General features: G+C 69.6%; 23 protein-coding genes. 10 read left to right on the forward strand and 13 right to left on the reverse strand.

The annotated features are described in order from the left end of the window. Window positions 1–22: 22 nt before the first annotated feature. From AB0H93_RS01740 to AB0H93_RS01755, 4 genes are all read right to left on the reverse strand, one after another. Window positions 23–214, reverse strand: coding sequence for a hypothetical protein (locus AB0H93_RS01740; protein ID WP_358565779.1), 192 nt, complete (start codon window positions 212–214; stop codon window positions 23–25). 230 nt (window positions 215–444) lie between these two features. Then, window positions 445–1,476 carry a LacI family DNA-binding transcriptional regulator gene (locus tag AB0H93_RS01745; RefSeq protein ID WP_358565782.1) on the reverse strand — a complete coding sequence of 344 codons (1,032 nt, stop codon included), beginning with the start codon at window positions 1,474–1,476 and terminating at the stop codon, window positions 445–447. A 49-nt stretch (window positions 1,477–1,525) separates the two neighbouring features. Next, the gene (locus tag AB0H93_RS01750) at window positions 1,526–1,861 is read right to left on the reverse strand and encodes a DUF6385 domain-containing protein (RefSeq protein ID WP_358565785.1); all 336 of its coding nucleotides are present in this window, start codon (window positions 1,859–1,861) and stop codon (window positions 1,526–1,528) included. Between the two features lie 10 nt (window positions 1,862–1,871). Then, on the reverse strand, window positions 1,872–2,828 hold the full coding sequence (locus AB0H93_RS01755) for a DUF6772 family protein (RefSeq protein ID WP_358565788.1): 957 nt from the start codon (window positions 2,826–2,828) through the stop codon (window positions 1,872–1,874). Between the two features lie 158 nt (window positions 2,829–2,986). Between AB0H93_RS01755 and AB0H93_RS01760 the strand changes: the two genes are divergently transcribed. Together AB0H93_RS01760 and AB0H93_RS01765 are read left to right on the forward strand one after the other, a co-directional pair. After that, window positions 2,987–4,288: an MFS transporter gene (locus AB0H93_RS01760; RefSeq protein WP_358565791.1), complete on the forward strand. Its 1,302-nt coding sequence runs from the start codon at window positions 2,987–2,989 to the stop codon at window positions 4,286–4,288. A gap of 182 nt (window positions 4,289–4,470) precedes the next feature. Next, complete coding sequence (locus tag AB0H93_RS01765) at window positions 4,471–5,697, forward strand: phospholipase D-like domain-containing protein (RefSeq protein WP_358565794.1); 1,227 nt, start codon at window positions 4,471–4,473, stop codon at window positions 5,695–5,697. A 175-nt stretch (window positions 5,698–5,872) separates the two neighbouring features. Here AB0H93_RS01765 and AB0H93_RS01770 read toward each other — a convergent pair whose 3' ends face one another. From AB0H93_RS01770 to AB0H93_RS01800, 7 genes are all read right to left on the reverse strand, one after another. Beyond that, complete coding sequence (locus tag AB0H93_RS01770) at window positions 5,873–6,355, reverse strand: cupin domain-containing protein (protein WP_358565797.1); 483 nt, start codon at window positions 6,353–6,355, stop codon at window positions 5,873–5,875. A 16-nt stretch (window positions 6,356–6,371) separates the two neighbouring features. Continuing rightward, window positions 6,372–7,403 carry an Rrf2 family transcriptional regulator gene (locus AB0H93_RS01775; protein WP_358565800.1) on the reverse strand — a complete coding sequence of 344 codons (1,032 nt, stop codon included), beginning with the start codon at window positions 7,401–7,403 and terminating at the stop codon, window positions 6,372–6,374. Window positions 7,404–7,620: 217 nt separating this feature from the next. Beyond that, complete coding sequence (locus tag AB0H93_RS01780; protein ID WP_358565803.1) at window positions 7,621–8,586, reverse strand: ABC transporter substrate-binding protein; 966 nt, start codon at window positions 8,584–8,586, stop codon at window positions 7,621–7,623. Between the two features lie 16 nt (window positions 8,587–8,602). Beyond that, a complete protein-coding gene (locus tag AB0H93_RS01785; RefSeq protein WP_358565806.1) occupies window positions 8,603–9,415 on the reverse strand; it encodes a class II aldolase/adducin family protein in 813 nt (270 codons plus the stop codon). 35 nt (window positions 9,416–9,450) lie between these two features. Then, entirely contained in the window at window positions 9,451–10,551 is a 1,101-nt protein-coding gene (locus AB0H93_RS01790; protein WP_358565809.1) for an LLM class flavin-dependent oxidoreductase, read from the reverse strand. Next, complete coding sequence (locus AB0H93_RS01795; RefSeq protein WP_358565812.1) at window positions 10,548–11,285, reverse strand: ABC transporter ATP-binding protein; 738 nt, start codon at window positions 11,283–11,285, stop codon at window positions 10,548–10,550. The genes AB0H93_RS01790 and AB0H93_RS01795 overlap by 4 nt, the downstream gene beginning before the upstream one ends. Continuing rightward, window positions 11,258–12,118: an ABC transporter permease gene (locus tag AB0H93_RS01800; RefSeq protein WP_358565815.1), complete on the reverse strand. Its 861-nt coding sequence runs from the start codon at window positions 12,116–12,118 to the stop codon at window positions 11,258–11,260. Before AB0H93_RS01800 ends, AB0H93_RS01795 begins: the two co-directional genes overlap by 28 nt. Before the next feature lie 522 nt (window positions 12,119–12,640). On the opposite strand from AB0H93_RS01800, the gene AB0H93_RS01805 reads away from it, so the two are divergent. After that, entirely contained in the window at window positions 12,641–13,300 is a 660-nt protein-coding gene (locus AB0H93_RS01805) for a 4'-phosphopantetheinyl transferase superfamily protein (RefSeq protein ID WP_358565818.1), read from the forward strand. A 49-nt stretch (window positions 13,301–13,349) separates the two neighbouring features. On the opposite strand, the gene wrbA is transcribed toward AB0H93_RS01805, so the two are convergent. Next, window positions 13,350–13,967: an NAD(P)H:quinone oxidoreductase gene (wrbA, locus tag AB0H93_RS01810; RefSeq protein WP_358565821.1), complete on the reverse strand. Its 618-nt coding sequence runs from the start codon at window positions 13,965–13,967 to the stop codon at window positions 13,350–13,352. A 161-nt stretch (window positions 13,968–14,128) separates the two neighbouring features. On the opposite strand from wrbA, the gene AB0H93_RS01815 reads away from it, so the two are divergent. From AB0H93_RS01815 to AB0H93_RS01845, 7 genes are all read left to right on the forward strand, one after another. Further along, window positions 14,129–14,602 (forward strand): MarR family transcriptional regulator, encoded by a 474-nt coding sequence (locus AB0H93_RS01815; RefSeq protein WP_358565824.1) that lies wholly within the window; start codon window positions 14,129–14,131, stop codon window positions 14,600–14,602. Window positions 14,603–15,314: 712 nt separating this feature from the next. Further along, window positions 15,315–16,637, forward strand: a complete 1,323-nt coding sequence (locus tag AB0H93_RS01820; protein ID WP_358565827.1) for an MFS transporter — start codon at window positions 15,315–15,317, stop codon at window positions 16,635–16,637. Next, on the forward strand, window positions 16,634–17,419 hold the full coding sequence (locus AB0H93_RS01825; protein ID WP_358565830.1) for an SDR family NAD(P)-dependent oxidoreductase: 786 nt from the start codon (window positions 16,634–16,636) through the stop codon (window positions 17,417–17,419). Before AB0H93_RS01820 ends, AB0H93_RS01825 begins: the two co-directional genes overlap by 4 nt. Next, window positions 17,416–17,808: a nuclear transport factor 2 family protein gene (locus AB0H93_RS01830; RefSeq protein ID WP_132485044.1), complete on the forward strand. Its 393-nt coding sequence runs from the start codon at window positions 17,416–17,418 to the stop codon at window positions 17,806–17,808. The genes AB0H93_RS01825 and AB0H93_RS01830 overlap by 4 nt, the downstream gene beginning before the upstream one ends. A 35-nt stretch (window positions 17,809–17,843) precedes the next feature. Continuing rightward, a complete protein-coding gene (locus AB0H93_RS01835; protein WP_132485046.1) occupies window positions 17,844–18,662 on the forward strand; it encodes an SDR family oxidoreductase in 819 nt (272 codons plus the stop codon). 9 nt (window positions 18,663–18,671) lie between these two features. After that, window positions 18,672–20,105, forward strand: coding sequence for an FAD-dependent oxidoreductase (locus AB0H93_RS01840; RefSeq protein WP_358565834.1), 1,434 nt, complete (start codon window positions 18,672–18,674; stop codon window positions 20,103–20,105). Next, window positions 20,102–20,590 carry a nuclear transport factor 2 family protein gene (locus tag AB0H93_RS01845; RefSeq protein WP_132485050.1) on the forward strand — a complete coding sequence of 163 codons (489 nt, stop codon included), beginning with the start codon at window positions 20,102–20,104 and terminating at the stop codon, window positions 20,588–20,590. Before AB0H93_RS01840 ends, AB0H93_RS01845 begins: the two co-directional genes overlap by 4 nt. A gap of 12 nt (window positions 20,591–20,602) precedes the next feature. On the opposite strand, the gene AB0H93_RS01850 is transcribed toward AB0H93_RS01845, so the two are convergent. After that, window positions 20,603–21,322, reverse strand: a complete 720-nt coding sequence (locus tag AB0H93_RS01850; protein WP_358565837.1) for a helix-turn-helix domain-containing protein — start codon at window positions 21,320–21,322, stop codon at window positions 20,603–20,605. Between the last annotated feature and the right edge of the window lie 402 nt (window positions 21,323–21,724).

Raw genomic sequence — 21,724 nt, forward strand, 5'->3', positions numbered from 1 at the left:
CGGGTGTCAACACCGGGACGAGTCAGGCGCGGCGCCGGTCGCCCGCGAGGAGCCCGGCCATCGCGGCGCTGATCCCCAGCCCCGTCAGGATCTCGATGCAGAGGAACTGGCCCCGCGGGTTCACCTCGAAGAAGACGTGCTCACCCTGCTCGGTGATCTTCAGGTCGACGGTGCCGAAGCAGAGGCCGAGCGCGCGCATCAGGCCGAGCAGCATCGTAAACCCGGACCAGCACAACCGAAATGCCCGATTGACCGGGAAACCCCATGTTCACAACAGAAAAGGAACGGTCGGCCACCGCACGTGACGACTCGCGCCGGACGCGACCACGTTCCACATCGGCCGACCACGCCGCGTGGTCGGCCAGGAGCAGGTGGCCGGAGCCGGCCCCGACCACCCACACGCGTCAACCCTCCCCGGCTCCAGGTGGTTGAACGCTCGGGGAGCTAAGCAGACCGCGGACGCCGGGTTGAACCTCGCTCCACCAGCTCGGGACTGAGCAACCGGGTCTTGCGCGGTCCGGCCGGACCGGCGATGCGTTCGAGCAGGTAGTCCACGGCAGTGGCACCCACTTCCTCGGCGGGCAGCCGGAGCGTTGTCAAAGCGGGCTCCAGGTACGCCGCGAACGGATGGTCGCCGTACCCCACAACCATCACGTCGTCCGGCACGGTCAGGCCACATTCCCGCAACGCCTTGAGAATTCCGAGCGCGAAGTAGTCGTTGCCCGCGACGATGAGATCGGGGAAGTTCTGCGCGGTGATCAGGTTCGCCGCCATCTGGTACGCGTCGTCCGGCCGCCACGGCAGGCTCGCGCCCGCCGTGCGCCGGGTCTGCACCTTGATCACCAGCGAGCGCTGCTGATCGATTTCAGCGGATTCCAGCGCACGCCGGAACCCGGCGATCCGCGCCTCCGTCGTGCTGATCCGCAGGTCCTCTTCGAACAGCCAAGCCCGGGCGATCCCGCCGGAAACGCGCTCGACGGCATCGGCGATCCCGGTTCCGGCATCGATGCCCACGAAGTCGAAGCCGAACTCTGGGATGTCCCGGCTGACGAAGACCACGGGGACCTTCGCGGCCGCCAGCCGGGACCAGCTGTCACCCTTGTCCTGCACCGGAATCCCGATGATTCCATCGACGCCGTAGGTCAGCAGCTGCTGGACCGCCTCCTCCTCGTTCTCCTCCGACTCCTCGGTGACCAACAGCAGCACCGAATAGCCGGACCTGCGGCAGCGCTGCTCCACGGCCGAGATCAACGCGGCGTAGAACGGGTTGGAGGGGTTGGTGATGACCAGGCCGATGACCATCGTCCGGCCGGACACGAGCGAGCGGGCGTGGCTGTTGGGGACGTAGCCGAGCCGGCTGGCTTCGGCCCGGATGGCGCTGCGGGTCTGTTCACTCACCTGGCTCTTGCCGGCGAGCGCGCGCGAGACCGTGTTGACCGACAGACCGACCTTGTCGGCAACATCCTGAAGCGTCACGCGCCGCGAACGAACCATGAACTCCCCTAAACCAAACCCCGCCCGCTGATCAGCTCTTGCCGACCAGGTAGATCCGCACCGTCGCGGCCGGCTCCGGACCGGTCACTCGACAGCTTAGCCGCAGCCACTGCCCGAACCCGGTGACCAGCCAGCTGGTGACACCGACCGAGTCCACCCGGTGCTGCACGTCGTCGAGATCGCACCAGTGCAAGCCGTCCGGCGAGATCTGCGTGATGAACTCCAGACTCGTATCGTCCCCGTCGAATTCCAGCGCGTGGACGAAGAAGCGAGCCTCGGCGGCCCACGGCAGTTCGTAGGGCTCGGTGGTGAACGACGTGCGCACCTTGGCCTTGCGTTCCAGAACCGCCGTCGTCGTTGATCGCATCGTCAGCATGTCACCATTCCACCGAGATGAGGACCGAGTCGAGGAACAGGAAGTTCCGGACCCCGGCGTGGGTGCGTACGGAGAAGTAGAAGTTCAGCAGGTTGTCCAGCGTCCGGTACCGATCCGGGTACACCGGGACCGGGACGTCCCGCATGTCCATGATCTTGTCGTTGATCTGCAGTTCGACGTTCGTCCTGGACTCGGTGTCGATCTGCCAGCGCAGGTAGTGCCAGTTGATCTTGGTCGGGACCTCGTTGACGCACAGGTCGAGGGGCTCACCGAAGGTGCGCCAGTCGTTCGGGTCCGGCGCGGTGAAGTCGCTGGCGTAGGGCAGCGCGAACTTGCCCTCGAAGTGGTCCCTCGGGGTCGGCTCGGGCACGGTGGGGTACATCCACCGCTGGGTCATCTCGTTGTCCATGTTGGTGTTCTGGTAGCGAGCGACGTTGTGGTAGCGCACCCCGTTGTCGGCGCAGATGTCGGTCGCCACGGTGAACGCGCCGAACTCCGCCTCCGAGGGGTGGTGGTTGCCGTCCCAGCTCACCGCCTGCGCCGACCGCCTCGGCGCGCCGACGTTCGCCTCCGCCTTGAACGCGAAGTGGGTCTCGATCTGCACCAGTCCCCGCCCGGCCATCGTCAGCCGGCGGATGGCGACAGCCGTGTGCCCCTTGTGCGGACGGGTGGCGAGCTTGAGCGCGTAGTCTCCGCTGAGAGTGCCGTGCGTACCCACGTCGAAGAACGAGCACGTGGACAACTGCGGCGGCCGGAAGTCCCACATGTGGTCGTCGACCGTGTCGAGATCACCGGTGCCGTCGTAGTTGCCGAGCAACTCCGTCCACCCGTGCGTGCTCGAGTCGAACTTGTCGTAGCAGAGGACGCGCGGCAGCGGGTTGAACTTGGACAGCTCCACGTCGTGCCCAGGAGGAAAGGGGCGCTGGGCACCCTCCCGCCGAACTGAGGCGGTGGTCATCTGATCTCCATCTCGTGTCGTGTTCGATGCGCCATCAACATTAACGTTCATGTCGACGAATGAGAGGCTAATCCCTTGTTCTTCAGTATGTCCAGCCGTACTCTCATCGATCAACATGAACGTTTAGATCTCTTCTGCACCGCTACGTGAGGTACTCGATGGCACGAAGAATCAGCCGAGCAACGGTCGCTTCGACGATCGGCACCGCTCTGGAGTGGTACGACTTCTCCCTCTACGGCACGGCCGCCGCACTCGTGTTCCCGGCCGTGTTCTTCCCAGCAGGCGACGGCGTCGCCGCCACGTTGTCCTCGCTGGCGACCTTCGCGGTCGGCTTCCTCGCGCGTCCGATCGGCGGCGTGCTCATCGGCATCATGGGCGACCGCATCGGCCGCCGGACCATGCTGTTCCTGACGCTGGTGCTGATGGCGGTTTCCTCAACGCTGATCGGCTGCCTGCCCGGCTATGCGAGCATCGGCGTCGCCGCGCCCATCCTGCTCATCGCCCTCCGCGTCCTGCAGGGCATCGGTGCGGGCGGCGAATACGCCGGCGCGATGCTGATGTCGGCCGAGCACGCCGACCGCCACTCGCGCGGTCTGAACGCCAGCGCTCCGACGCTCGGCAACGCGGTCGGGGCGCTGATCGCCACGGGCGTCTTCGGGCTGACCGCCGGGGTCATGCCCGAAGAGCAGTTCCTCTCCTTCGGCTGGCGGATTCCCTTCCTGATCAGCTGCTTCATCGGGGTCGCCGGCCTGCTCATCCGCCTGAAGATCTCCGACAGCCCCGAATTCGACGAAGCCAGGGAGGCCGACGGCGTCTCCCGGACGCCGCTGCGCGACCTGCTGACGACCTCCCGCCGTCAGGTCTTCGCAGGCATGCTCATCAGCGTCGCGCCGAACGTCATCAGCTACGTGCCGTCGGTCTACGCGCTGACCTACCTGGCCAAGAACGTCGGCGCACCGGCGTGGATCGGGCTCACCGGCATCGTCATCGCCAACCTGGTCAAGCTGGTGACCGTGCCCACTGCGGGATGGCTGTGCGACCGGTTCGGCCGGCGGCCGGTGATGATCACCGGGTCGGTCGCCGGCGCGGCGATGTTCTACCCCTTCTTCGTCATGCTCGACACCGGCACCCCGGTACTGGTGTGGGCCGCCTTCGTCCTCGTGTTCACGCTCTGCAACGACCTGACCCTCGCCTCCCAGGCGACGATGCTGTCCGAGCTCTTCGACGTGCGGTACCGCTACACCGGAGTCACCTTCAGCCGTGAACTCGTCGGCGCGGTGGTCGGCGGCTGCCTGCCGTTCGTCGCGGCGCAGCTGAGCGGGTGGACCACCGGCTACTGGAGCATCGTCGTTCTGTGTGCGGCGCTTTGCCTGCTTTCCACACTCGGCGCTCTGCTGGTCGTGGAGCCGGAACACTTGCGCGAACCGCGCGCCGCAGTTGCGACTGCTGGTCGCGAATGAGCCCGGGGCCCGGGCAGGACGCCTGGCGAACGAGGCGCCGTGTGCCCAGAAACCGGCGAGTTCTGGCTCACCTCCTCGACCGCCCCGGGGAGAAGCGCCCATCGGCCACCTCGACGTCCACTTTGGTTCATCGGAAGCACTTACGTTCTGCTCGCACCATCCCGATGCACGAGGGAGTATCCGTGTCACGCCTCAAAATGCTCTGCCTGTCCACCGGTTTGGCAGTCACAGCGGCCACCGGGATCGGAGGCTTCTCCACCGCAGCAGCGGCCCCGGATCCGGCCCAGCTCACCGCACCTGCGGCCACTGCGGAGAACGACCCGATGAAGGCCTGCACGAACGCCGAAGAGGCACCCGTGCGAACCACGGCCGTGTTCAACGACCCTGCGGCCGGCGAACCGGCGACGATCATGAGCCAGCTGTGCTCGCTCATCAAGCAGGCACCGGCCGGATCCCGGATCCGGATCGCCCACTTCGTGGTGAGCGGCGAGGCGGGGGGCGACTTCGCCGAGGTGCTCAGCGACGCCCACCGCCGCGGCGTCCAGATCCAAATGGTGCTCGACGGCTGGCAGGACGACAAACCCCCGGCGCAGGCCATCCTGGCGGAACTCGGCACCGATCAGGAGCAGCCCTCCTGGCTCCACGTGTGCAGCAACGTCTCGCCGGAGGGCAACACCTCCTCCTGCCTGGGTACCAAGGGAAACCACAACAAGTTCGCGCTCTTCTCCGAGACGGGAGGACAGCGGAACGTGGTGATGCAGTCGTCGTCCAACCTCACCGACGTCAACTCGCAGACCTACTGGAACAACGCCGTCGTCCTGCGGGACAACCCGCAGCTCTACCGCGTGTACGACCGGTACTTCACCGAACTCGCTGCGGAGAAGCGCACGTCCGCCACCATGGGGACCTTCCACACCGGCATGCCCGAGGGCCCGGTCGACGTGTACTTCTCGCCAGTACCCCAGGGGGACCCCGTCGCCGAGCAACTCGCACGTGTCCGCTGCACGCCGACCACCCGGATCAGCGTGGGTATGTCCGAGATCGACGACACCCGCCTGGCCGCGGTGGAACAGTTGGTCCGCCTGTCCAACGCCGGTTGCCAGGTCCGCGTGGTCCACGGCAGCCTTGAACCCAGGGGGCAGGCACTGATCGACGCCACACCCGCCATCGAGGTCCGCAAGCTGAAGAGCGGTACCTTGCCCGGCACCGTCCACTCCAAGTACCTCGTGGTCGACCACGGTCGCAGCGGTGCTGCCGCCGGCTGGGTGACCACCGGCAGCCAGAACTGGACGCACACGTCGCTGCGCCGCAACGACGAGGCCACCCTCACGTTGCACCAACCCGCCATGGTCGCGGCGTACTCGGCCGCCTTCGACCGGATGTTCAGCGTCGCCGAACAGGCCGAGTGAGGCCGCCTCGGTCGCGCGATCGACCCGGCTGCGGGACGTGCCCTCCGCGGTAGGAGGGCACGTCCCCCGGGGCGTGCCTCAACACGTAACCGGATCAGCCAGCGGGGACGGCCCGCGCACCGCCCTGCATGGGCGTCGGCAAGCGGGGCGGTCGACGAGGTGGTCGGAGACGCGATCAGCTCTCCTCCGGCTCCAGGTGGTAGAGCTCCGGGAGGTTGACCACGATCGCCTCCTGCGTGCTGCGGGCGATCACCACCTCCGCCGGGTCGTTCGGGTCCGGGTTCTCCTCGCGGTGCGGGACGAACGGCGGCACGAAGATGTAGTCGCCCGGCTCCGTCTTGATCCGCACCTCCTCGGTGCCGTCGTGGAAGACGAACTCCGGGTGGCCGCTGACCACGTAGATCGCCGTCTCCGACTCGCCGTGGTGGTGGTTGTCCGAGGCCGTCGACGGGCCGACGTGCGTCTCACCCATCCAGATCCGCTCCGAGCCGACCAGGTCGCCGCTGATCGCCGCGAGCCGCCGCATGCCCTCCGTCTGCGCCGTCTTGTTGTCCAGATCGGCGGCCCGGACGTGGTGCAGCCGGGTGCGCAGCGAGCGGCGCTGCTCCTCGGACACCCGGGTCGGGAGATCGGGGTGGAACGCGTCGTGCTGGGTCATCAGAATCCTTCCTTGTTCACCGATCGCCGACCAGCGGCACCCCGTCGAGGAACTCGCCGACCTGCCGACCGAGTTCGCGCCACACCTCGGCGCCGGGTGAATCGTTGTGCACCGAGGTAACCCCACCTTCCACCGCGCGCACAACCTCGCCGATCGTGATTTCGCCGGCCGGTCGCGCCAGCGAGTAGCCCCCGTCGCAGCCGCGCTGGCTGGTGACCAGCCCGGCCCGCCGCAGCTCGATCATCAGGTTGACCAGCGAGTTCAGCGGGATGCCCTGCCGCCGGGCGATGACCTCGCACTTGACCTGCTCGGGGCCGCTGGCCGCCAGGTCGCGCAGCGCCCGCACCGAGTAGTCGGTGCGGGCCGAGATGTGCACCGGGGCCGACCGGCGGGCCCGCGGCGCGGCCGGCGTCTCGGGCAGCAGCACCGCGCCCTTGGCGACCTCCTCGCAGAACAGCACGATGCGCGCGGCCACGCTCCGGTGGAACTTGTCGTTGAGGATGTCGTGCACGCCGTCCTTGAACACCGCCACCGAGCTCTGCGGGTGCTTGGCCGCCAGCGAGGTCACCGGGGCGACCGGCGCGAGCGTGTCCGCGTCGCCGTGCAGCAGCAGGGTCGGCACGTCCGGCAGCCGCTTCGGCGGCTCGGGGACGTCGTCGGTCAACCGGCCCCACTGGAACTCCGGGTCGTTCTCCAGCAGTTCGCGGTGCACCGGGCAAGACGTGCGCACCCCGATCTCCTCGTCCCGGTCGGCGGGCTGCTGCCCCTGCGCGAGCGGGGTGCCCGCCAGGACCAGGCCGTCCACCTCGACCTCCAGCGCGAGCGCCCAGGCGCGCAACGCCCCGACATCGGTGCCGGCCAGGAATCGCGCCGCCCCGGGCCGGAACCACGTCTCGAGATCGGTGTCCGGATCCGGCACCGCCACGGCGTAGCCGTCCGCGGACAGCCGCCGGCCGAAGCGCTGGTAGACGGCGGGGTTCTCGCCCCTGCCCGGCAGCACCACCACGGTGCCGCGGCAAGGCCCGTCCGGCTCCCAGTTCCGGGTCATCTCAGGCTCCTCTCACTGAACTGTTTCGAAAGCGGCTTGCGTGGCGGTGCAGGTAGCGGAACCTCAGACGCCTTCTCGGTCCGGGATCCCCGACTCATGTATGACCAATACACCACGCCGGGGCTGTCCTCCCGAGAAGACGCCTGAGAACCCGCAGCGGTGCAAGTTGAGTTCCACACCGCAAGCGGCTGCCGCCGCTTCTTAACAGAACAAGGATTCACTTGCCGGGGTACAGATCCCGCTCGCAGGCCTTCGCCACGTCCACCTTCTCGCGCAGCACGCCCGCCTGGAGGTAGCGATCCGCCACGGCCTGCAGGTCGGCGACCACATCATCGGTCAACGGCCGCACCTCCTGCTTGGTCCGGGTCAGGATCTGGTGCGCCACCGGCGGTTCCAGCGACGTCAGCTTCTCGTAGACGCGCTGGTACTCCTCGGGATTCTCGTCGCTCCACCGCCACGCCGCTTCGAACCGCCGCATCGCGTCGGCCAGCGCCTCGCGCTTGAGCGGGTCCGCAGCCGACGCCGTGGACACCGACAGGATGCCGTTGCGGCCGTTGATGCCTTGGCCGTCGCGGATCACCCGGGCCCCGGCGTGCTCCGCGATCGACAGGTACGGGTCGAAGGTCGCCCAGGCGTCGATGTGCCCGGCGCTGAAGCCCGCCTGCGCGTCGGTCGGCAGGCTGAAGGTGATCTGCACGTCCTGCTGCGTCAGCCCGGCCTCCTCCAGCGCTCCGAGCGCGGTGTAATGCGAGACGCTGCCCGGCGCGGTGGACACCACGAGGTGCTTGCCGCGCAGGTCGGCCACGGTGCGGATCGGCGAGCCCGGCGGCACGATGATCGCCGTCGATGACGGGGACGCCGCGGTCGCCACGGCCGGTCGCGCCGGCACGCCGCCGGCGATGGCCTGCACGGTGGGCGCGTCCGCGGCGGTCGCGGTGTCCACGTCGCCGGAGCGCATGGCCTCGAAAAGCGGTGCCGCGCCTTGGAAGTTGGCCCAGCGGATCTTGTACGGGGCGTCCTCGAACGCCCCGGACGCTTCCACCCTGGCTCGCAGCCCGCCGGCCTGGTCGCCGAGCACCAGGGTCACGTCGGACAGCGACTTGGGCTCGCTGCCCCCGGCGCAGCCGGCCACGGCGAGCAGCACCGCGGCCAGCACCGACACCAGGATTCTGGTCGTACGCACTCCGTTGTCTCCAGTCTCAGTCGAGCAGATCCGGCTGCTCGTGCACGATCTCTTCGAAGAGCGGGGCGAAGGTCACCCAGCCCGGGTCGCGGTGCTGCTGGTACTGCTGCCTGGTGTGCCGCGCGATCTCGTGCGGGATCAGCTGCAGCTGCCCGGCCGCCTGGGCGACGACCTGCACCTTCGAGTTCCGCTCGGCGGCCACGTACAGCGACACCGCCTCTTCCAGGCTCCGGCCGACGGTGAGCAGCCCGTGGTTGGCCAGGATCGCCAGCCTGCGCTGCCCGAGCGTCGCGGCGATCCGGCGGCCCTCCTCCAGGTCGAGCACGACCCCGGAGAAGTCCGGAACGATCACGTTGTCCTCGTAGAACTGGGCGCTGTCCTGCGAGATGGGCAGCAGTTCGGTGCCCAGCGCGGCGAGCGCCTTGCCCCAGATGGAGTGGCTGTGCGCGGCCGCGTCGACGTCCGGGCGGGCCTGGTGGATCTGCGAGTGGATGGCGAACGCGGCCTGGTTGACCGGGAGGTCCCCGTGCACGATCTCGCCGTCGTGGTTGACCAGCAGCAGCTCGGACGCCTTGATCCGGCTGAAGGCCCGGCCCAGCGGGTTGACCCAGAAGTGGTCCGGCAGCTCCGGGTCGCGGACCGTGATGTGCCCGGCGGCACCCTCGTTGTAGCCGAGCTTGCCGAAGATCCGCAGCGCGGCGGCCAGCCGCTGCTTGCGGAACCGGCGTTCGTCCTCGACGTCGTCGAAGACCGGGCGGGCGGGGAAGCTGTTCTGCCGTGGGGAAAGCGACCGGGCGAACTCGGATCGCCCGGCTGCGGTGGTGGTCATGGCGTTCTCCTCGTGTTGTCTCGGCACACCGCGGGTCAGGCGGCGGCGCGGTGGGCGATTTCCTGGCGGACCAGCGGGATCAGCTCGCGGCCGTAGTCGACCGCGTCGTCGAACGGGTCGTAGCCGCGGATCAGCAGTGTCGTCACGCCGATGTCGACGTAGTCCAGCAGCGCCGCCGTCACCGTCTCCGGGGTACCCACCAGTGCGGTGGAGTTACCCGCCGCGTTCGTGGCCGCCGCCGTGGGTGTCCACAGTGCACGGTCGTGCAGCTCCCCCGCCGCTGCGGCGGCGAGGAGTCGCTGCGAACCGACGTTGGCGACCTGCTGGCCCGGGTTCAGCGTCTTGGGCCCGGTGAAGGACGCCAACCCGCCGCGCGATGCGTTGATCCGGTCGAGGATGCGGTGCGCCCGCTCCCACGCCTGCTCCTCGGTCGCGCCCAGGATCGGCCGGAACGACACGCTGATCCGCGGCGGTTCCGCCCGCCCCGCTTCTGCGGCGGCCTTCCGGACCGCGGCGATCTGCTCCGCGGTCTGCGCCAGCGGCTCGCCCCACATCGCGAAGACGTCGGCGTGCTTGCCGCCGACCCGCAGGGCGGCTTCCGAGGAACCGCCGAAGTACAGCGGGATCCCGGACTGCCGCACCGGGCGGACGGCCGCGTTGTAGTCCTCGAAGCGGTAGTGCGCGCCCTCGTGGCTCACCGGTTCCTCGGCGGCCCACACCCGGCGGAGGACGTCCAGGTACTCGTCGGTGCGCGCGTAGCGCTCCTCCTTGCCCAGGTAGTCGCCGTCGCGGCGCTGGTCCGCGTCGTTGCCGCCGGTGATGATGTGCACCGCGATCCGGCCGCCGGTGAGGTGGTCGGCGGTGGCGAAGGTGCGGGCCGCCAGCGTCGGGGCCACGAAGCCCGGGCGGTGCGCGATCAGGAAGCCCAGCCGCTCGGTGTGCGCGGCGGCGTAGGCGGCGAGCTGGGTGTTCTCCGGGCTGCTCGACCCGTAGCCGATCAGCACCCGGTCGAACCCCGCCGCCTCATGCGCCTGCGCGAACTTCCGCAGGAACGCGGGGTTGACCGCCGGTCCGTCCGCGGCGTGGATCTCCGAGACGTGCTGCGCCCCGATCATCCCGATGAACTCGACGGTCATGACGAACTCCCCTCTCCGGTCCCGACACCCAGCCAGGACAGCAACTCCGCGCGCAGCGCCAGGAAGGCCGGGTCGGTGACATCGCGCGGGCGGTCCAGGTCCAGCACCTGGTCGTAGCCGATGCGGCCGTCGCGCATCACCAGCACCCGGTCGGCCAGCAGCAGCGCCTCCTCCACGTCGTGCGTGACGAGCAAGATCGCGCAGCCGTGGCGCTGCCACAGCTCGCCGACCAGCTGCTGCGCCTTGATGCGGGTCAGCGCGTCCAGCGCCGAGAACGGCTCGTCCAGCAGCAACAGGTCCGGTTCGCGCACCAGCGCACGCGCCAGCGACGCCCGCTGCGCCTCGCCGCCGGAGAGCACCTTCGGCCAGACGTCCACCCGGTGGCCGAGGCCGACCTCCTCCAGCGCGGCCACCGCCCGCTTCTTGTCCGGGCGGCCGGGCAGGCCGAGGATCACGTTGCGCCACACGCGTTTCCACGGCATCAGCCGCGGCGCCTGGAACGCCACCGCGCGCCGCACGGCCACCTCGACCTCGCCGGTCACCTCGCGGTCGAGGTCGGCCAGGATCCGCAGCAGCGTGCTCTTGCCGCAGCCGCTCGGGCCGAGCAACGCCACGAACTGGCCGGGCTCGATGTCCAGGTCGAGGTCGTCGAGCACGGTGCGGTCGCCGAATCTGCGGCTCAGGCCGCGCACCGCGGCGGGTTTCACTACGCTCCGCTGAACGCCGGTCGCCATGCCAGCAAGGTCCTTTCCAGCAGTCGGACGATGAAGTCGGCGACGAGGCCGAGCAGTGCGTACAGCACCAGGCAGACCACGATCACGTCGGTCTGGAAGAACTCGCGGGCCATGTTCATCTCGTAGCCGATGCCCGCGGTGGCGTTGATCGTCTCGCCGAAGACCAGCGCCAGCCACGCCGAACCCAGCGAGTACCGCAGCCCCACCAGGGCGTTGGGCATCGCGGCGGGCAGGATGATGTGCCGCACCTGGGCGAACCAGCCGAGCCCGAGCGTCTTGGCCGCCTCCACCAGGCCGGCGTCGACGTTGCGGATGCCGCCGTAGATGTTCATGTACAGCGGGAAGGTCACGGCCAGCGCGATCAGCACGATCTTGGGCTGCTCGCCGATGCCGAACCAGATGATCAGCAGCGGGATGAGGCCGATCACCGGCACCGTGCGCAGCATCTGCATCGGCGCGTCGATGAGGTCCTCGCCGCGGCGGAACAGGCCGGAGAGGGTCGCCAGCGCGATCGCGACGACGACGCCGATCACCAGGCCTGCGCCGACGCGTTGCAGCGAGGCGGCGATCGCCTCCTGCAGCCGCCCTTCGTCCCACATCTCCACGGCGGTCTCAGCGACCGTGGCGGGCGAGGCGAGGGTGTCGTCGCTGAGCACCCCGGTGCTGCTGAGGACCTGCCAGAGCGCCACCAGCGCGATGGGGCTGATCAGCTTGAAAACCCAACGGGGAACGCGGTTCTCGCGCCGCGCGGTGCGGGTTTGCACGGTTGTGACGGGGATCGGATCTCGATCGGTCGGCGCGCCGGTGGGCGCGCGTTCGGTGGATACAGTCATCTGCACTCTCCGGAGGGCATGAGGGCGCAGCACGGCCACGACGGATGGGCCGCGCTGGAGGATCACCGGAGCCCCGGTTCCGCTGCTCAGATTCCCGTGCGCACTTTTTGCTGCTATGGCGGCAAAAACCACGCACGGGTTTCGACCAGCGGAGACGCTGTGCGGGGGAGCTCCGGCGGAGCTGTAGGCGGTCGCGCTACGACGCGCGCGAAGAAGCGGAGAAAACCGTTACCGGCAACAGAGTGCGGAGGACACGAGCACGAAGTCCACGTAACCTCGTGTCGTCAGGGCCGCTGTCCGGATCATGCCCAAGACCGTAACCGGACGCCCGGATCGTGTAAACCCAACTCCACGGATTGGGATTGTGATCGGATCCGCACCGGCGGAGGTCCTCCGCGCGACCCGCGGGCGCCTCGGGCGGCTCCCCCGGCGCTACCGTGGACCGGTGCAGCCGGAACTTTCCAGCGGGTCGGGCCGACCCGTCACCGCGACGCGAGCGGGCAGGCGCCCTGGAGGCCGTTCGTGATCGAGGAACTGCTGCCCGCCGAGGTCAGCTCCGCCGAAGCCTTCGCCGATCCACCGGACGTGGTCCTGTTCCCCGAAGAGGAAGCGCTGATCGCGCGCGCCCGGGACAAGCGCCGCCGGGAGTTCACGACCGGGCGGTGGTGCGCGCACCAGGCGCTGAGCCGGCTCGGCGTGCCGGCCGCTCCCCTGCTCCGCGGCGAGCGCGGAGCGCCGCAGTGGCCGGCCGGGATCCTCGGCAGCATCACGCACTGCGCCGGCTACCGGGCCGCCGTCGCGGCGCGCGCCGAGCAGGTGCACACCGTCGGCATCGATGCCGAGCCGCACGCCCCGCTGCCCGACGGCGTGCTCAACGTCGTGTCCCTGGAAGCGGAACGCGCCGACCTGGCCCGGCTGTCCGCGGCGCGACCCGGCACGCATTGGGACCGGATCCTGTTCAGCTGCAAGGAAACCGTCTACAAGGCGTGGTATCCGATCACCGGCCGCTGGCTCGGCTTCGAAGACGCCCGGCTCGAACTCGGCACCGGAACGTTCACCGCGCACCTGCGCAAGGAGGGCGCGGAACTGGCGGGCCGCCCGCTGACGGCGTTCACCGGCCGCTGGCTGGTCCGCGACGGCCTCGTCGTCTCCGCCATCGCCGCGACCCGGTCGAACGCATGAAGGGCGCCTCCCGACGGGAGACGCCCTTCACTCCTGGGCCTGAGGTCGATCAGGCGTCGGCGCCGGCCTTGAGGGCCTTGGCGACCGCCACGACCCGCTTCGCCTGGACGGCAGCCGCCGCGCGGGTGACGTCGTCGACCTTGTTCGCACCCTGGGCGTCGACGTGGCTGGTGCCGTACGGGTTGCCGTCGGCGAACTTCGCGCCATCGGTGTAGCCCGGGGCGACCACGATGCCGCCGAAGTGGTGGAACGTGTTGTACAGCGCCAGCAGCGTCGACTCCTGGCCGCCGTGCGCGGTCGAGCTGGAGGTGAAGCCGCTGTAGACCTTGTCCGCCAGCTGCCCCTGCGCCCACTGGCCGCCGAGGGTGTCGATGAACTGCTTGAGCTGCGAGGCGATGTTGCCGAAGCGGGTCGGCGAGCCGAACAGCACCGCGTCGGCCCACACCACGTCGTCCGGGGTGGCCTCGGGGATGGACTTGGTGGCCTCGACGTTGGCGCGCCACGCCGGGTTGCTGTCGATCGCCGCGTCGGGCGCCAGCTCCGGGGCGCGCCGCACCCGCACCTCTGCGCCGGCCGCCTCGGCCTCGGCGGCCAGGGTGTTGGCGATCTCGGTGCCGGTTCCGGTGGCCGAGTAGTAGATGACGCTGACCTTCACGGGGGTGCTCACTGTCGGACTCCTGTTCAAGGGGCTGGGCGGCTGCGTCGGAACCAGTCGCTCATCTCTTCCATGGAAGACAATACTCGGGCTGCATCTTCTTCGCAAGAGATTTCCTTGCGAGCTGTTTCAGGTAGACTGGTGGGGCCGCAATCGCAGGAGGGAGCATCCCGGTGAACAGCAAGACCGGCCCGGATCCGTGCACCGATGACGACGAGATCATCACCTGGTGGGGACTGGTGATCGAGGGCTACCACGTCACGCAGGGACACATCGAGGCCGAGATCGGCGAGCACTTCGGGCTCCCCCCGGCCTCCTTCGACATCCTGCTCCGCCTGGTCCGCACGCCCGACCACCGGATGCCCATGACCAAGCTCGCCCGCGAGGCGGCGCTGAGCAGCGGCGGCTTCACCAAGGTCGCCGACCGCCTCGCCAAGGCCGACCTGATCCGCCGCGAGCCGTGCGAGTCCGACCGCCGGGTCACCTACGCGGTCCTCACCGACCACGGCCGCGACATCGCCGAGCGCTCCCGCGCGGCGTGCGCCGAGATCCTGCGCAAGCGCGTCCTGGCCCCGCTCGGCAAGGCCGACTCGGCGGCACTCGCCGAGGCCATGCGCACCCTCCGCGCCGCCAACGCGCCGGACTGAACCCGAGCCCGGTCCCGCCCGAGGGATCGCACCAGAAAGGCCCCGAGGACAGGCTCCCCCGGATGCGCCCGGCGCCTGACGGGGTGGCGGTTTCGCGCGAGATGCCACCCCGCCCTCACGCCGAGCGTCGTTTCCCGCGAATGCCTTCGCTCGGGTTGACCTTTGGGACCGAACCGCGTCAGCGTGCTGACCAGAACTCGGCAACGGGCAAGGCCTCGTCTCCCGCCCTCCCGCCAACCGCCCTCCGGCGCGTTGGCGGGCGCTGGCAGAGTGGGCTGCGAGGCCGCGATCGCCTTCTCCTTGTGCGGGACCGTTTGAACGGCCGCCGCACCGGCACGCAACGCGGATGCTTCCCGATCCAGCAGGTGCGCGAACGGGTTCGTGCCGACCTCCGGCAAGAGCGGGCGCACGAGACGGCGCACCTCCTCCAGCGGCATCCGACTCGCTGGATCCTCCACCATCAGCCCGCTGATCACCTCACCGATCGGCCCGGTCTGCTGATGCCGCGGTACCTCCCCGTTGACGATCATGCTGGTCGTGACGCCGAGCCGCTGCACGCAGTCGGAGCGGTCGTACTGCCCCGGTTGCGCCCGTTGACCGTTGCCAAGGAACGGGACGGATCCATATACTCCCATTTAGTGAGCATAACGCTCACTATTTGAGCATCCTGCGCTCATTCGTCCCGGACGAGGGCCGCACCGAAGGACATTCAATGGCGAATTCCACCACCGACGGCGTCACAGCCACCGACCAAGCGGGCGCGCGACCCGCGCAGTCGCACGCCAAAGTCATCCGCGCCGCCATCCTGGGCACCGTCGTCGAGTACTACGACTTCGGCATCTACGGCTACATGGCGACCATGGTCAGCGCCCACTTCTTCGTCCAGGACGATCCGACCGCGGCGCTGCTCGGCACCTTCGCCGCGTTCGCCGTGGCGTTCTTCCTCCGCGTGCCGGGCGGGATCTTCTTCGGCCACATCGGCGACAAGTACGGCCGCAAGAAGGCGCTGACCTGGACGATCCTGCTGATGGCGGTGGCCACCGCGCTGATGGGCCTGCTGCCCACCTACGCCACGCTCGGCGTCTGGGCGACCGCGCTGCTGACGCTCTCGCGCTGCTTGCAGGGTTTCGCCGCCGGTGGCGAGCTCGGCGGCGCCAACTCGTTCGTCTCCGAGCACGCCCCGCCCAAGTGGCGCGCCTTCCAGACATCGATGGTCAACTCCGGCACCTACATCGGGTCGCTGTGCGCATCCCTGATGGCGCTCGCGCTGACCACGGGGCTGTCGGCCGAGCAGATCGCGGCCTGGGGCTGGCGAATCCCGTTCCTGCTGAGCCTGGTCATCGGCGTGGTCGGGCTGTGGATCCGCAACTCGCTGGATGAGACCGAGCAGTTCGAGGACGTCCAGCAGCACAGCGAGGTCGTGAAGGTCCCGCTGTTCGCGGTGCTTTCGACCGCGTGGCGGCAGGTCCTCACCATCATCCTGCTCGGCGCGGTGATCACCGGCGGCTACTACATCGCCTCGGTCTACGCCGCGACCTACCTGCAGACCGCCGGGCAGCGCTCGCCGCAGTTCGCCTTCGCCGCGACCTGCATCGCGATGGTCCTGGGCGTGATCACCCTGCCGATCTCGGGCTACCTCGGTGACCGGATCGGTCGCAAACCGGTGTTCATCGGCGGATCCGCGGCCGGGGCGCTGCTCGGGGTGCCGATGTTCATGCTGATGGCCGACGGCCCGGCGCCGCTGGCGATCCTGGGCCCGGCCGTGCTGTTCATCTGCGTCTCGGTGGTCAACGGCGTCTCGTTCGCCACGTACGCCGAGATGCTGCGGGCCCGCTTCCGGTACAGCGGAATCGCGTTGGGCAACAACGTGACCAACATGCTGCTCGGCGGCACTGCGCCGTTCGTCGCGACGCTGCTGGTGAGTTCGACCGGCAACAAACTCGCCCCGGCCGGGTACTTCGTCGCCTGCGCCCTGATCAGCCTCGTCACCTCCTTCTTCCTCAAGGAGACCAAGGGAAGGGAACTCGCACTATGACAGCCAGGTTTCGCGATCGCCGGATCGTGGTGACCGGCGCCGGAAGCGGCATGGGCCGGGCGGAGGCTCTCCGCCTCGCCCGGGAAGGCGCCGATGTTCTGCTCGCCGACATCGATCTGGCCGCCGCCCGCGCCGTCGCCGACGAAATCACCGCGGCGGGAGGCACCGGCCGGGCTCACCACCTCGACGTGGCCGACCCCGATGCGTGGCGAGGACTCGCGACGGCGCTCGACGGGAAGCCGTTGCACGGCCTGGTGAACAACGCCGGTGTGAGCTTCCGGAAAGGCATCGCCGAGACGTCGGTCGACGACTGGCGCCGGGTCGTGGACATCAACCTGTCCAGCGTCTTCTTCGGGATGAAGTTCCTCTCCGGCCCGCTGGCGCGAGCCGGGGGCGCGTCGGTGGTCAACGTGTCCTCGATCGCCGGGATGGTCGGCTACTTCTCCGCTTCCTACGGGGCGAGCAAGTGGGGTGTGCGCGGGCTGTCCAAAGTGGGCTCCCTGGAATTCGCCGCCAAGGGCGTCCGGGTGAACTCCGTCCACCCGGGGCTGGTCGACACCCCCCTGCTGCATTCCGGTGACCACCGGTTCGTCGACGAGAGCCTCCGATCCGTGCCCGCCGGCCGGGTGGCCGCGCCCGAGGAGATCGCCGGGGCGGTCGCCTTCCTGCTCTCCGACGAGGCGTCCTACATCAACGGCACCGAGCTCGTCGTCGACGGCGGCCTGGTGTCCGGCGGCACCTACCACCGCATCACCAGCGCGCTCGCCGAGGACGCCTCATGACCGGCGCACTCCTCGAAATCCTGAACCTGCTGGGAAAACAGGCCCACGCCATCGACGGCGGCGCGGCCCGGCAGTGGGCCGAGACCTTCACCCCCGACGGTGTGTTCCGCTCCCCCACCTATCCCGAACCCGTCCGCGGACGGGAAGCGCTCACCGAGTTCGCCGCCGCCTTCGCCGCGAACAACCCCCGAGCCCACCACATCGTCACCAACGTCTGCATCGACCGCGAGATCAGCGCGGACGAGTGCCACGTCAAGGCAAACCTGCTCATCGTGCGGACCACGAGCTCCGACGCGGTGGCCATCGACCGGGTCACCACCATCGACGACAGCTTCGTCCGCCACGGCGGGCTCTGGCGGATCGCCGAGCGGGTCGTCACCCGCGACTGAACCACCTCTTCCTGCGAACACCTGGAGAATCCCCGATGACGGCACCGAACGACCAGGCCAACCCGACGCGCGCGGACGACAGCCCCATCGCCGCGAGCTACCCCGAACTCGTCGGCAAGGTCGCCGTCGTGACCGGTGCGGGTCGCGGCATGGGCGCGGTCTTCGCCACCGAGCTCGCCCGGCGCGGCATCAACGTCGTGGCCGGTGACCTCACCGGTGCGCCCGAGGTCGCCGAGCAGGTCAACCGGCAGATCACCGACGGCGGGCGGGTCGTCGGCCACCGCGCCGACGTCACCGACCCCGCCGGCCACGACGGCCTGCTGCGCGCCGGGCTCGACGAGTTCGGTCGAGTCGACTTCTGGGTCAACAACGCGGGGATCTTCCCCCAGGCCGAGTTCACCGAGATCCCGCCGGAGCAGCTCACCTCCACCTACCAGGTCAACGTCAACGGCGTCGTCTACGGCGCGCAGACCGCCGCCAGGCACATGCGCGAACACGGCGGCGGCGCGATCGTCAACATGGCCTCGGTGGCCGGAGTCCGGGTGCGCGCCACCCGCGCGGCCTACAACTCGTCCAAGGCCGCCGTGCGGCACCTGACCAGCTGCATGGCCGTGGAACTGGGCTCGGACAACATCCGGGTCAACGCGATCGCGCCCGGCTTCGTCGACACCGAGATGACGAGATGGGTGCGGGAGGACCCGGCGGCGCTCGACCGCGCGCTCAGCACCGTGCCGCTGCACCGGGTCGGCGCGCCCATCGAGGTCTTCGGCGCCCTGTACTTCCTGCTGTCCGACAGCGCGCGGTACATCACCGGCGCGGTGATCCCGGTCGACGGCGGCTCCCAACACATCTGAGGTAGATCCATGGGTTACGACTACGACCTCGTCGTCATCGGCGCCGGGGGCGCCGGGCTGGCGGCGGCGGTATCGGCGGCGCAGCACGGTCTGCGGGTGCTGGTGCTGGAATCCGAGGCCGAGATCGGCGGGTCGACGCAGCTCTCCGCCGGAATGCTGACCGCCGCGGCCACCGGCGTGCAGCGGGCGCTGGGTGTCGAGGACTCGCCGGAACGCATGTTCCAGCACTACATGGACCTCAACCAGTGGCGCGTGCTGCCCGGTCCGACGCGGATGTTCTGCGAGCAGTCGAGCACGCTCATCGACTGGCTGCTCGACCTCGGCGTCGAGATCCCCGCCCAGCTGTCCCGCAACGCGCACATGCCGGGGTTGACCCGCGCCGGCGTCGAGGACGTCTGGCGCGGCCACGTGCCGAAGGACCAGGGATACGGGCTCGTCCAGGCCCTGGACCGCGCCCGCCGACGGCTCAAGGTCGATCTTGCGCTCGGCAGCCGCGCCACCGACCTGCTCCGCGACGGGCCGGCGGTGCGCGGGGTGGTCGTCGACGGCGCGGAGGTCACCGCGCCTTCCGTCGTCGTGGCCTGCGGTGGGCTGGCGCAGAACCCCGAGCTGGTGCGGGAGTACTTCCCGGACGCCGGCATCGCCGGCGACAGCCTGTTCGTCGTCGCCGCCCCCGGCAGCCGGGGCGATCACATCGCGCTGGCCGAGCGGCACGACCTGTCGCTGTTCGGACACGGCTGGGGTCTGCTGCTGGTCACCGCCGAGTTCCAGCGGTTCCACCACTGGCAGAGCGGATTCCCGCCGGCGTCCCGGATCCACGTCAACGCCGACGGCCACCGGTGCATGGACGAGGACGCCCCTTATGCGGTCAGCCCCGGAATCCTCAAGGACCACGGCGGATTCGTCTGGGCGGTCTTCGACGAAGCGGCCCGCACCGGCCTGCCGCCCGGTTACGCCGACTGGGCGGCGGACCGGGTCCTCGAAGAGGTCGGCAAAGGCGTCGTCCGGTGCGCCGACACGCTGCCCGAACTCGCCGCGCGCATCGGCGTGCCGGCCGCCAACCTCATCCGGAGCGTCGAGCGGTTCAACGCGCTGTTCGAGCGGGGCCACGACGAGGACTTCCTCCGGCACGAGTCGCTGGCCGCCAAGCAGGTCGACCCCCGGCTGCCACCGGTGGGAACCGGTCCGTTCTACGCGGTCCGGATGCTCCCCGCGGAGCTGGTGTGCACGCACACCGGCCTGCGCATCGACAGCCGCGCCCGCGTGCTCGACATCGGCGGCCACGTCGTTCCGGGGTTGTACGCGGCGGGCGAAGCGGCCGGGGGAATCCTCGGGGAACGCTACGTGGGCGGCGGGAATTCCGTGGCTCACGCCCTGGTGCTCGGTCGGCTCGCCGGGCAGGAAGCAGCACAACGGCTCAACGACGCAGGGAGCGGCGCATGACCACATCGGACGATCGGGTCGCCATCGAGCAGGTGCTCTACCGCTACGCGAGGGCGGTGGACCGGCTCGACTACGACGGCATTCGGGACTGCTACTTCCCCGACGCCATCGACAACCACGGTGGTTACCACGGGCCGGTGAGCGGCCTGATCGAGGACATCCGGCGGCGGCACACCACGATCGACTCGTCCCAGCACTTCATCAGCAACGTGCTCATCGACTTCACCGGCGACGACGCGGCCGAGGTCGAGTCCTACTGCCTCTGCTACCTCAGACAGGCGCCGGTCGACGGCGCGACCGAGCAGGAACTGGCCATCATCCGATGCCGCTACGTGGACCGGTTCGAACGGCGCAGCGGCCAGTGGCGCATCGCCGACCGGGTCGTCGTCTTCGACGAGTTCCGCGCACAAGCCATCACCGACAGCCTCGACCCCGGCTGGGTCCGCTCCAGGAGGGACGCCACTGATCCGGTCTACCGGCAGTGATGGCCTGCGGCGTCAGCGCACCCGTGAGCGCGAGGCGAACAGCTGCGCGCTCACCTCGCGGGCCGCCTCCACCACCCGCGGCGCCACCTGCTCGACCGCAGCGGGATCGACCAGCGACACACCGATGCTGACGTCCGACATCGTCGGAGGTGTCTCCACCGGCACCGAAACCCCGATGACTCCTGGGATCACGTGACCGGTGGAAACGGCGTAGCCCTGCTCGCGGGCCGCCACCACCTCGGCCGGGTCGTCATCACGGGGCGGGCGGCCCGCCAAGATCGCAATACCGCCTGAGCCGCGGTCTATCGCGTGGCGCTGACCTGTCCGGAAGGCGATGTGCGCCGCGGCGAGCCGCGGCTCGACCACCAGCACCGCTTGTACCTCGGCATCGCTGACCGGCACCATCAGGTGCGCCGTCGCATCGACGGCGTCGGCGAGCCCCGCCATGATCGGGTAGGCCAAGCCGCGCAGATCACTGTCCACCGCCGACGCCAACTCCACGAGACCGTAGGCCAGGTGGTACCGCTTGTCCTCGGTCCGCCGGACCAGGTTGTGCGCGGTGAGCGCCTCCAGCATCCGGTGCAGCGCATTGCGGTTGAGCCCCAACGAGCGCGCCATTTCGGTCAGCGTCTCGCCGTCCGGCCGTCGGGCGAGGTGCCACAGGACCCGGATTCCCCTGTCGAGGGTCTGGGCCCCCGAAACCGAGGATCCTCGGTTGTCTTCCACGCTCATCCGCCGCCTTGCCGATCGCACTTCCCGCGCAATCCTAGCCAACCGGCGACGACCACGCGAAGGCCAGCTCAGCGCCCCGATGGACCATCTGGTGGCGAGCGTCGACGAGAACGTGCTCCGCAGCGCAAGCGGCCGGCCGAGCTGGACCCACGGCCGGAGCTGCACCACCGGTATCCGGCCGCGGAAGGTGTCGCCGAACGTAGCCGGGAGGCCGGCGAGCATGCGCGCTACGCCGCTGTTGCCGACGCGGTCGAGCGGATCCCCGAATCCACCCGTCCTCGTGCGGCCGAACCGAGCGCCCTCAAGCCCGTCCGGGCTCCAGCGGCGAGAGCCGCTTGACGCGAGTGCACAGACGACCCCGGCCGCGCTTCCCATTCCGAGACGCGCCCCAGCTACCGCACC

It is taken from the genome of Saccharopolyspora sp. NPDC050642, from assembly GCF_040654735.1.
In the GTDB taxonomy this organism is placed as follows: Bacteria; Actinomycetota; Actinomycetes; order Mycobacteriales; family Pseudonocardiaceae; genus Saccharopolyspora; species Saccharopolyspora elongata.

Bases quoted from the DNA above. Each gene is read 5' to 3' on its own strand.
- AB0H93_RS01740 (WP_358565779.1), bottom strand. From the start codon at position 214: ATGCTGCTCGGCCTGATGCGCGCGCTCGGCCTCTGCTTCGGCACCGTC.
- AB0H93_RS01750 (WP_358565785.1), bottom strand. From the start codon at position 1,861: ATGCGATCAACGACGACGGCGGTTCTGGAACGCAAGGCCAAGGTGCGC.
- AB0H93_RS01755 (WP_358565788.1), bottom strand. From the start codon at position 2,828: ATGACCACCGCCTCAGTTCGGCGGGAGGGTGCCCAGCGCCCCTTTCCT.
- AB0H93_RS01760 (WP_358565791.1), top strand. From the start codon at position 2,987: ATGGCACGAAGAATCAGCCGAGCAACGGTCGCTTCGACGATCGGCACC.
- AB0H93_RS01770 (WP_358565797.1), bottom strand. From the start codon at position 6,355: ATGACCCAGCACGACGCGTTCCACCCCGATCTCCCGACCCGGGTGTCC.
- AB0H93_RS01775 (WP_358565800.1), bottom strand. From the start codon at position 7,403: ATGACCCGGAACTGGGAGCCGGACGGGCCTTGCCGCGGCACCGTGGTG.
- AB0H93_RS01785 (WP_358565806.1), bottom strand. From the start codon at position 9,415: ATGACCACCACCGCAGCCGGGCGATCCGAGTTCGCCCGGTCGCTTTCC.
- AB0H93_RS01790 (WP_358565809.1), bottom strand. From the start codon at position 10,551: ATGACCGTCGAGTTCATCGGGATGATCGGGGCGCAGCACGTCTCGGAG.
- AB0H93_RS01795 (WP_358565812.1), bottom strand. From the start codon at position 11,285: ATGGCGACCGGCGTTCAGCGGAGCGTAGTGAAACCCGCCGCGGTGCGC.
- AB0H93_RS01800 (WP_358565815.1), bottom strand. From the start codon at position 12,118: ATGACTGTATCCACCGAACGCGCGCCCACCGGCGCGCCGACCGATCGA.
- AB0H93_RS01820 (WP_358565827.1), top strand. From the start codon at position 15,315: ATGGCGAATTCCACCACCGACGGCGTCACAGCCACCGACCAAGCGGGC.
- AB0H93_RS01825 (WP_358565830.1), top strand. From the start codon at position 16,634: ATGACAGCCAGGTTTCGCGATCGCCGGATCGTGGTGACCGGCGCCGGA.
- AB0H93_RS01830 (WP_132485044.1), top strand. From the start codon at position 17,416: ATGACCGGCGCACTCCTCGAAATCCTGAACCTGCTGGGAAAACAGGCC.
- AB0H93_RS01835 (WP_132485046.1), top strand. From the start codon at position 17,844: ATGACGGCACCGAACGACCAGGCCAACCCGACGCGCGCGGACGACAGC.
- AB0H93_RS01840 (WP_358565834.1), top strand. From the start codon at position 18,672: ATGGGTTACGACTACGACCTCGTCGTCATCGGCGCCGGGGGCGCCGGG.
- AB0H93_RS01845 (WP_132485050.1), top strand. From the start codon at position 20,102: ATGACCACATCGGACGATCGGGTCGCCATCGAGCAGGTGCTCTACCGC.
- AB0H93_RS01850 (WP_358565837.1), bottom strand. From the start codon at position 21,322: ATGAGCGTGGAAGACAACCGAGGATCCTCGGTTTCGGGGGCCCAGACC.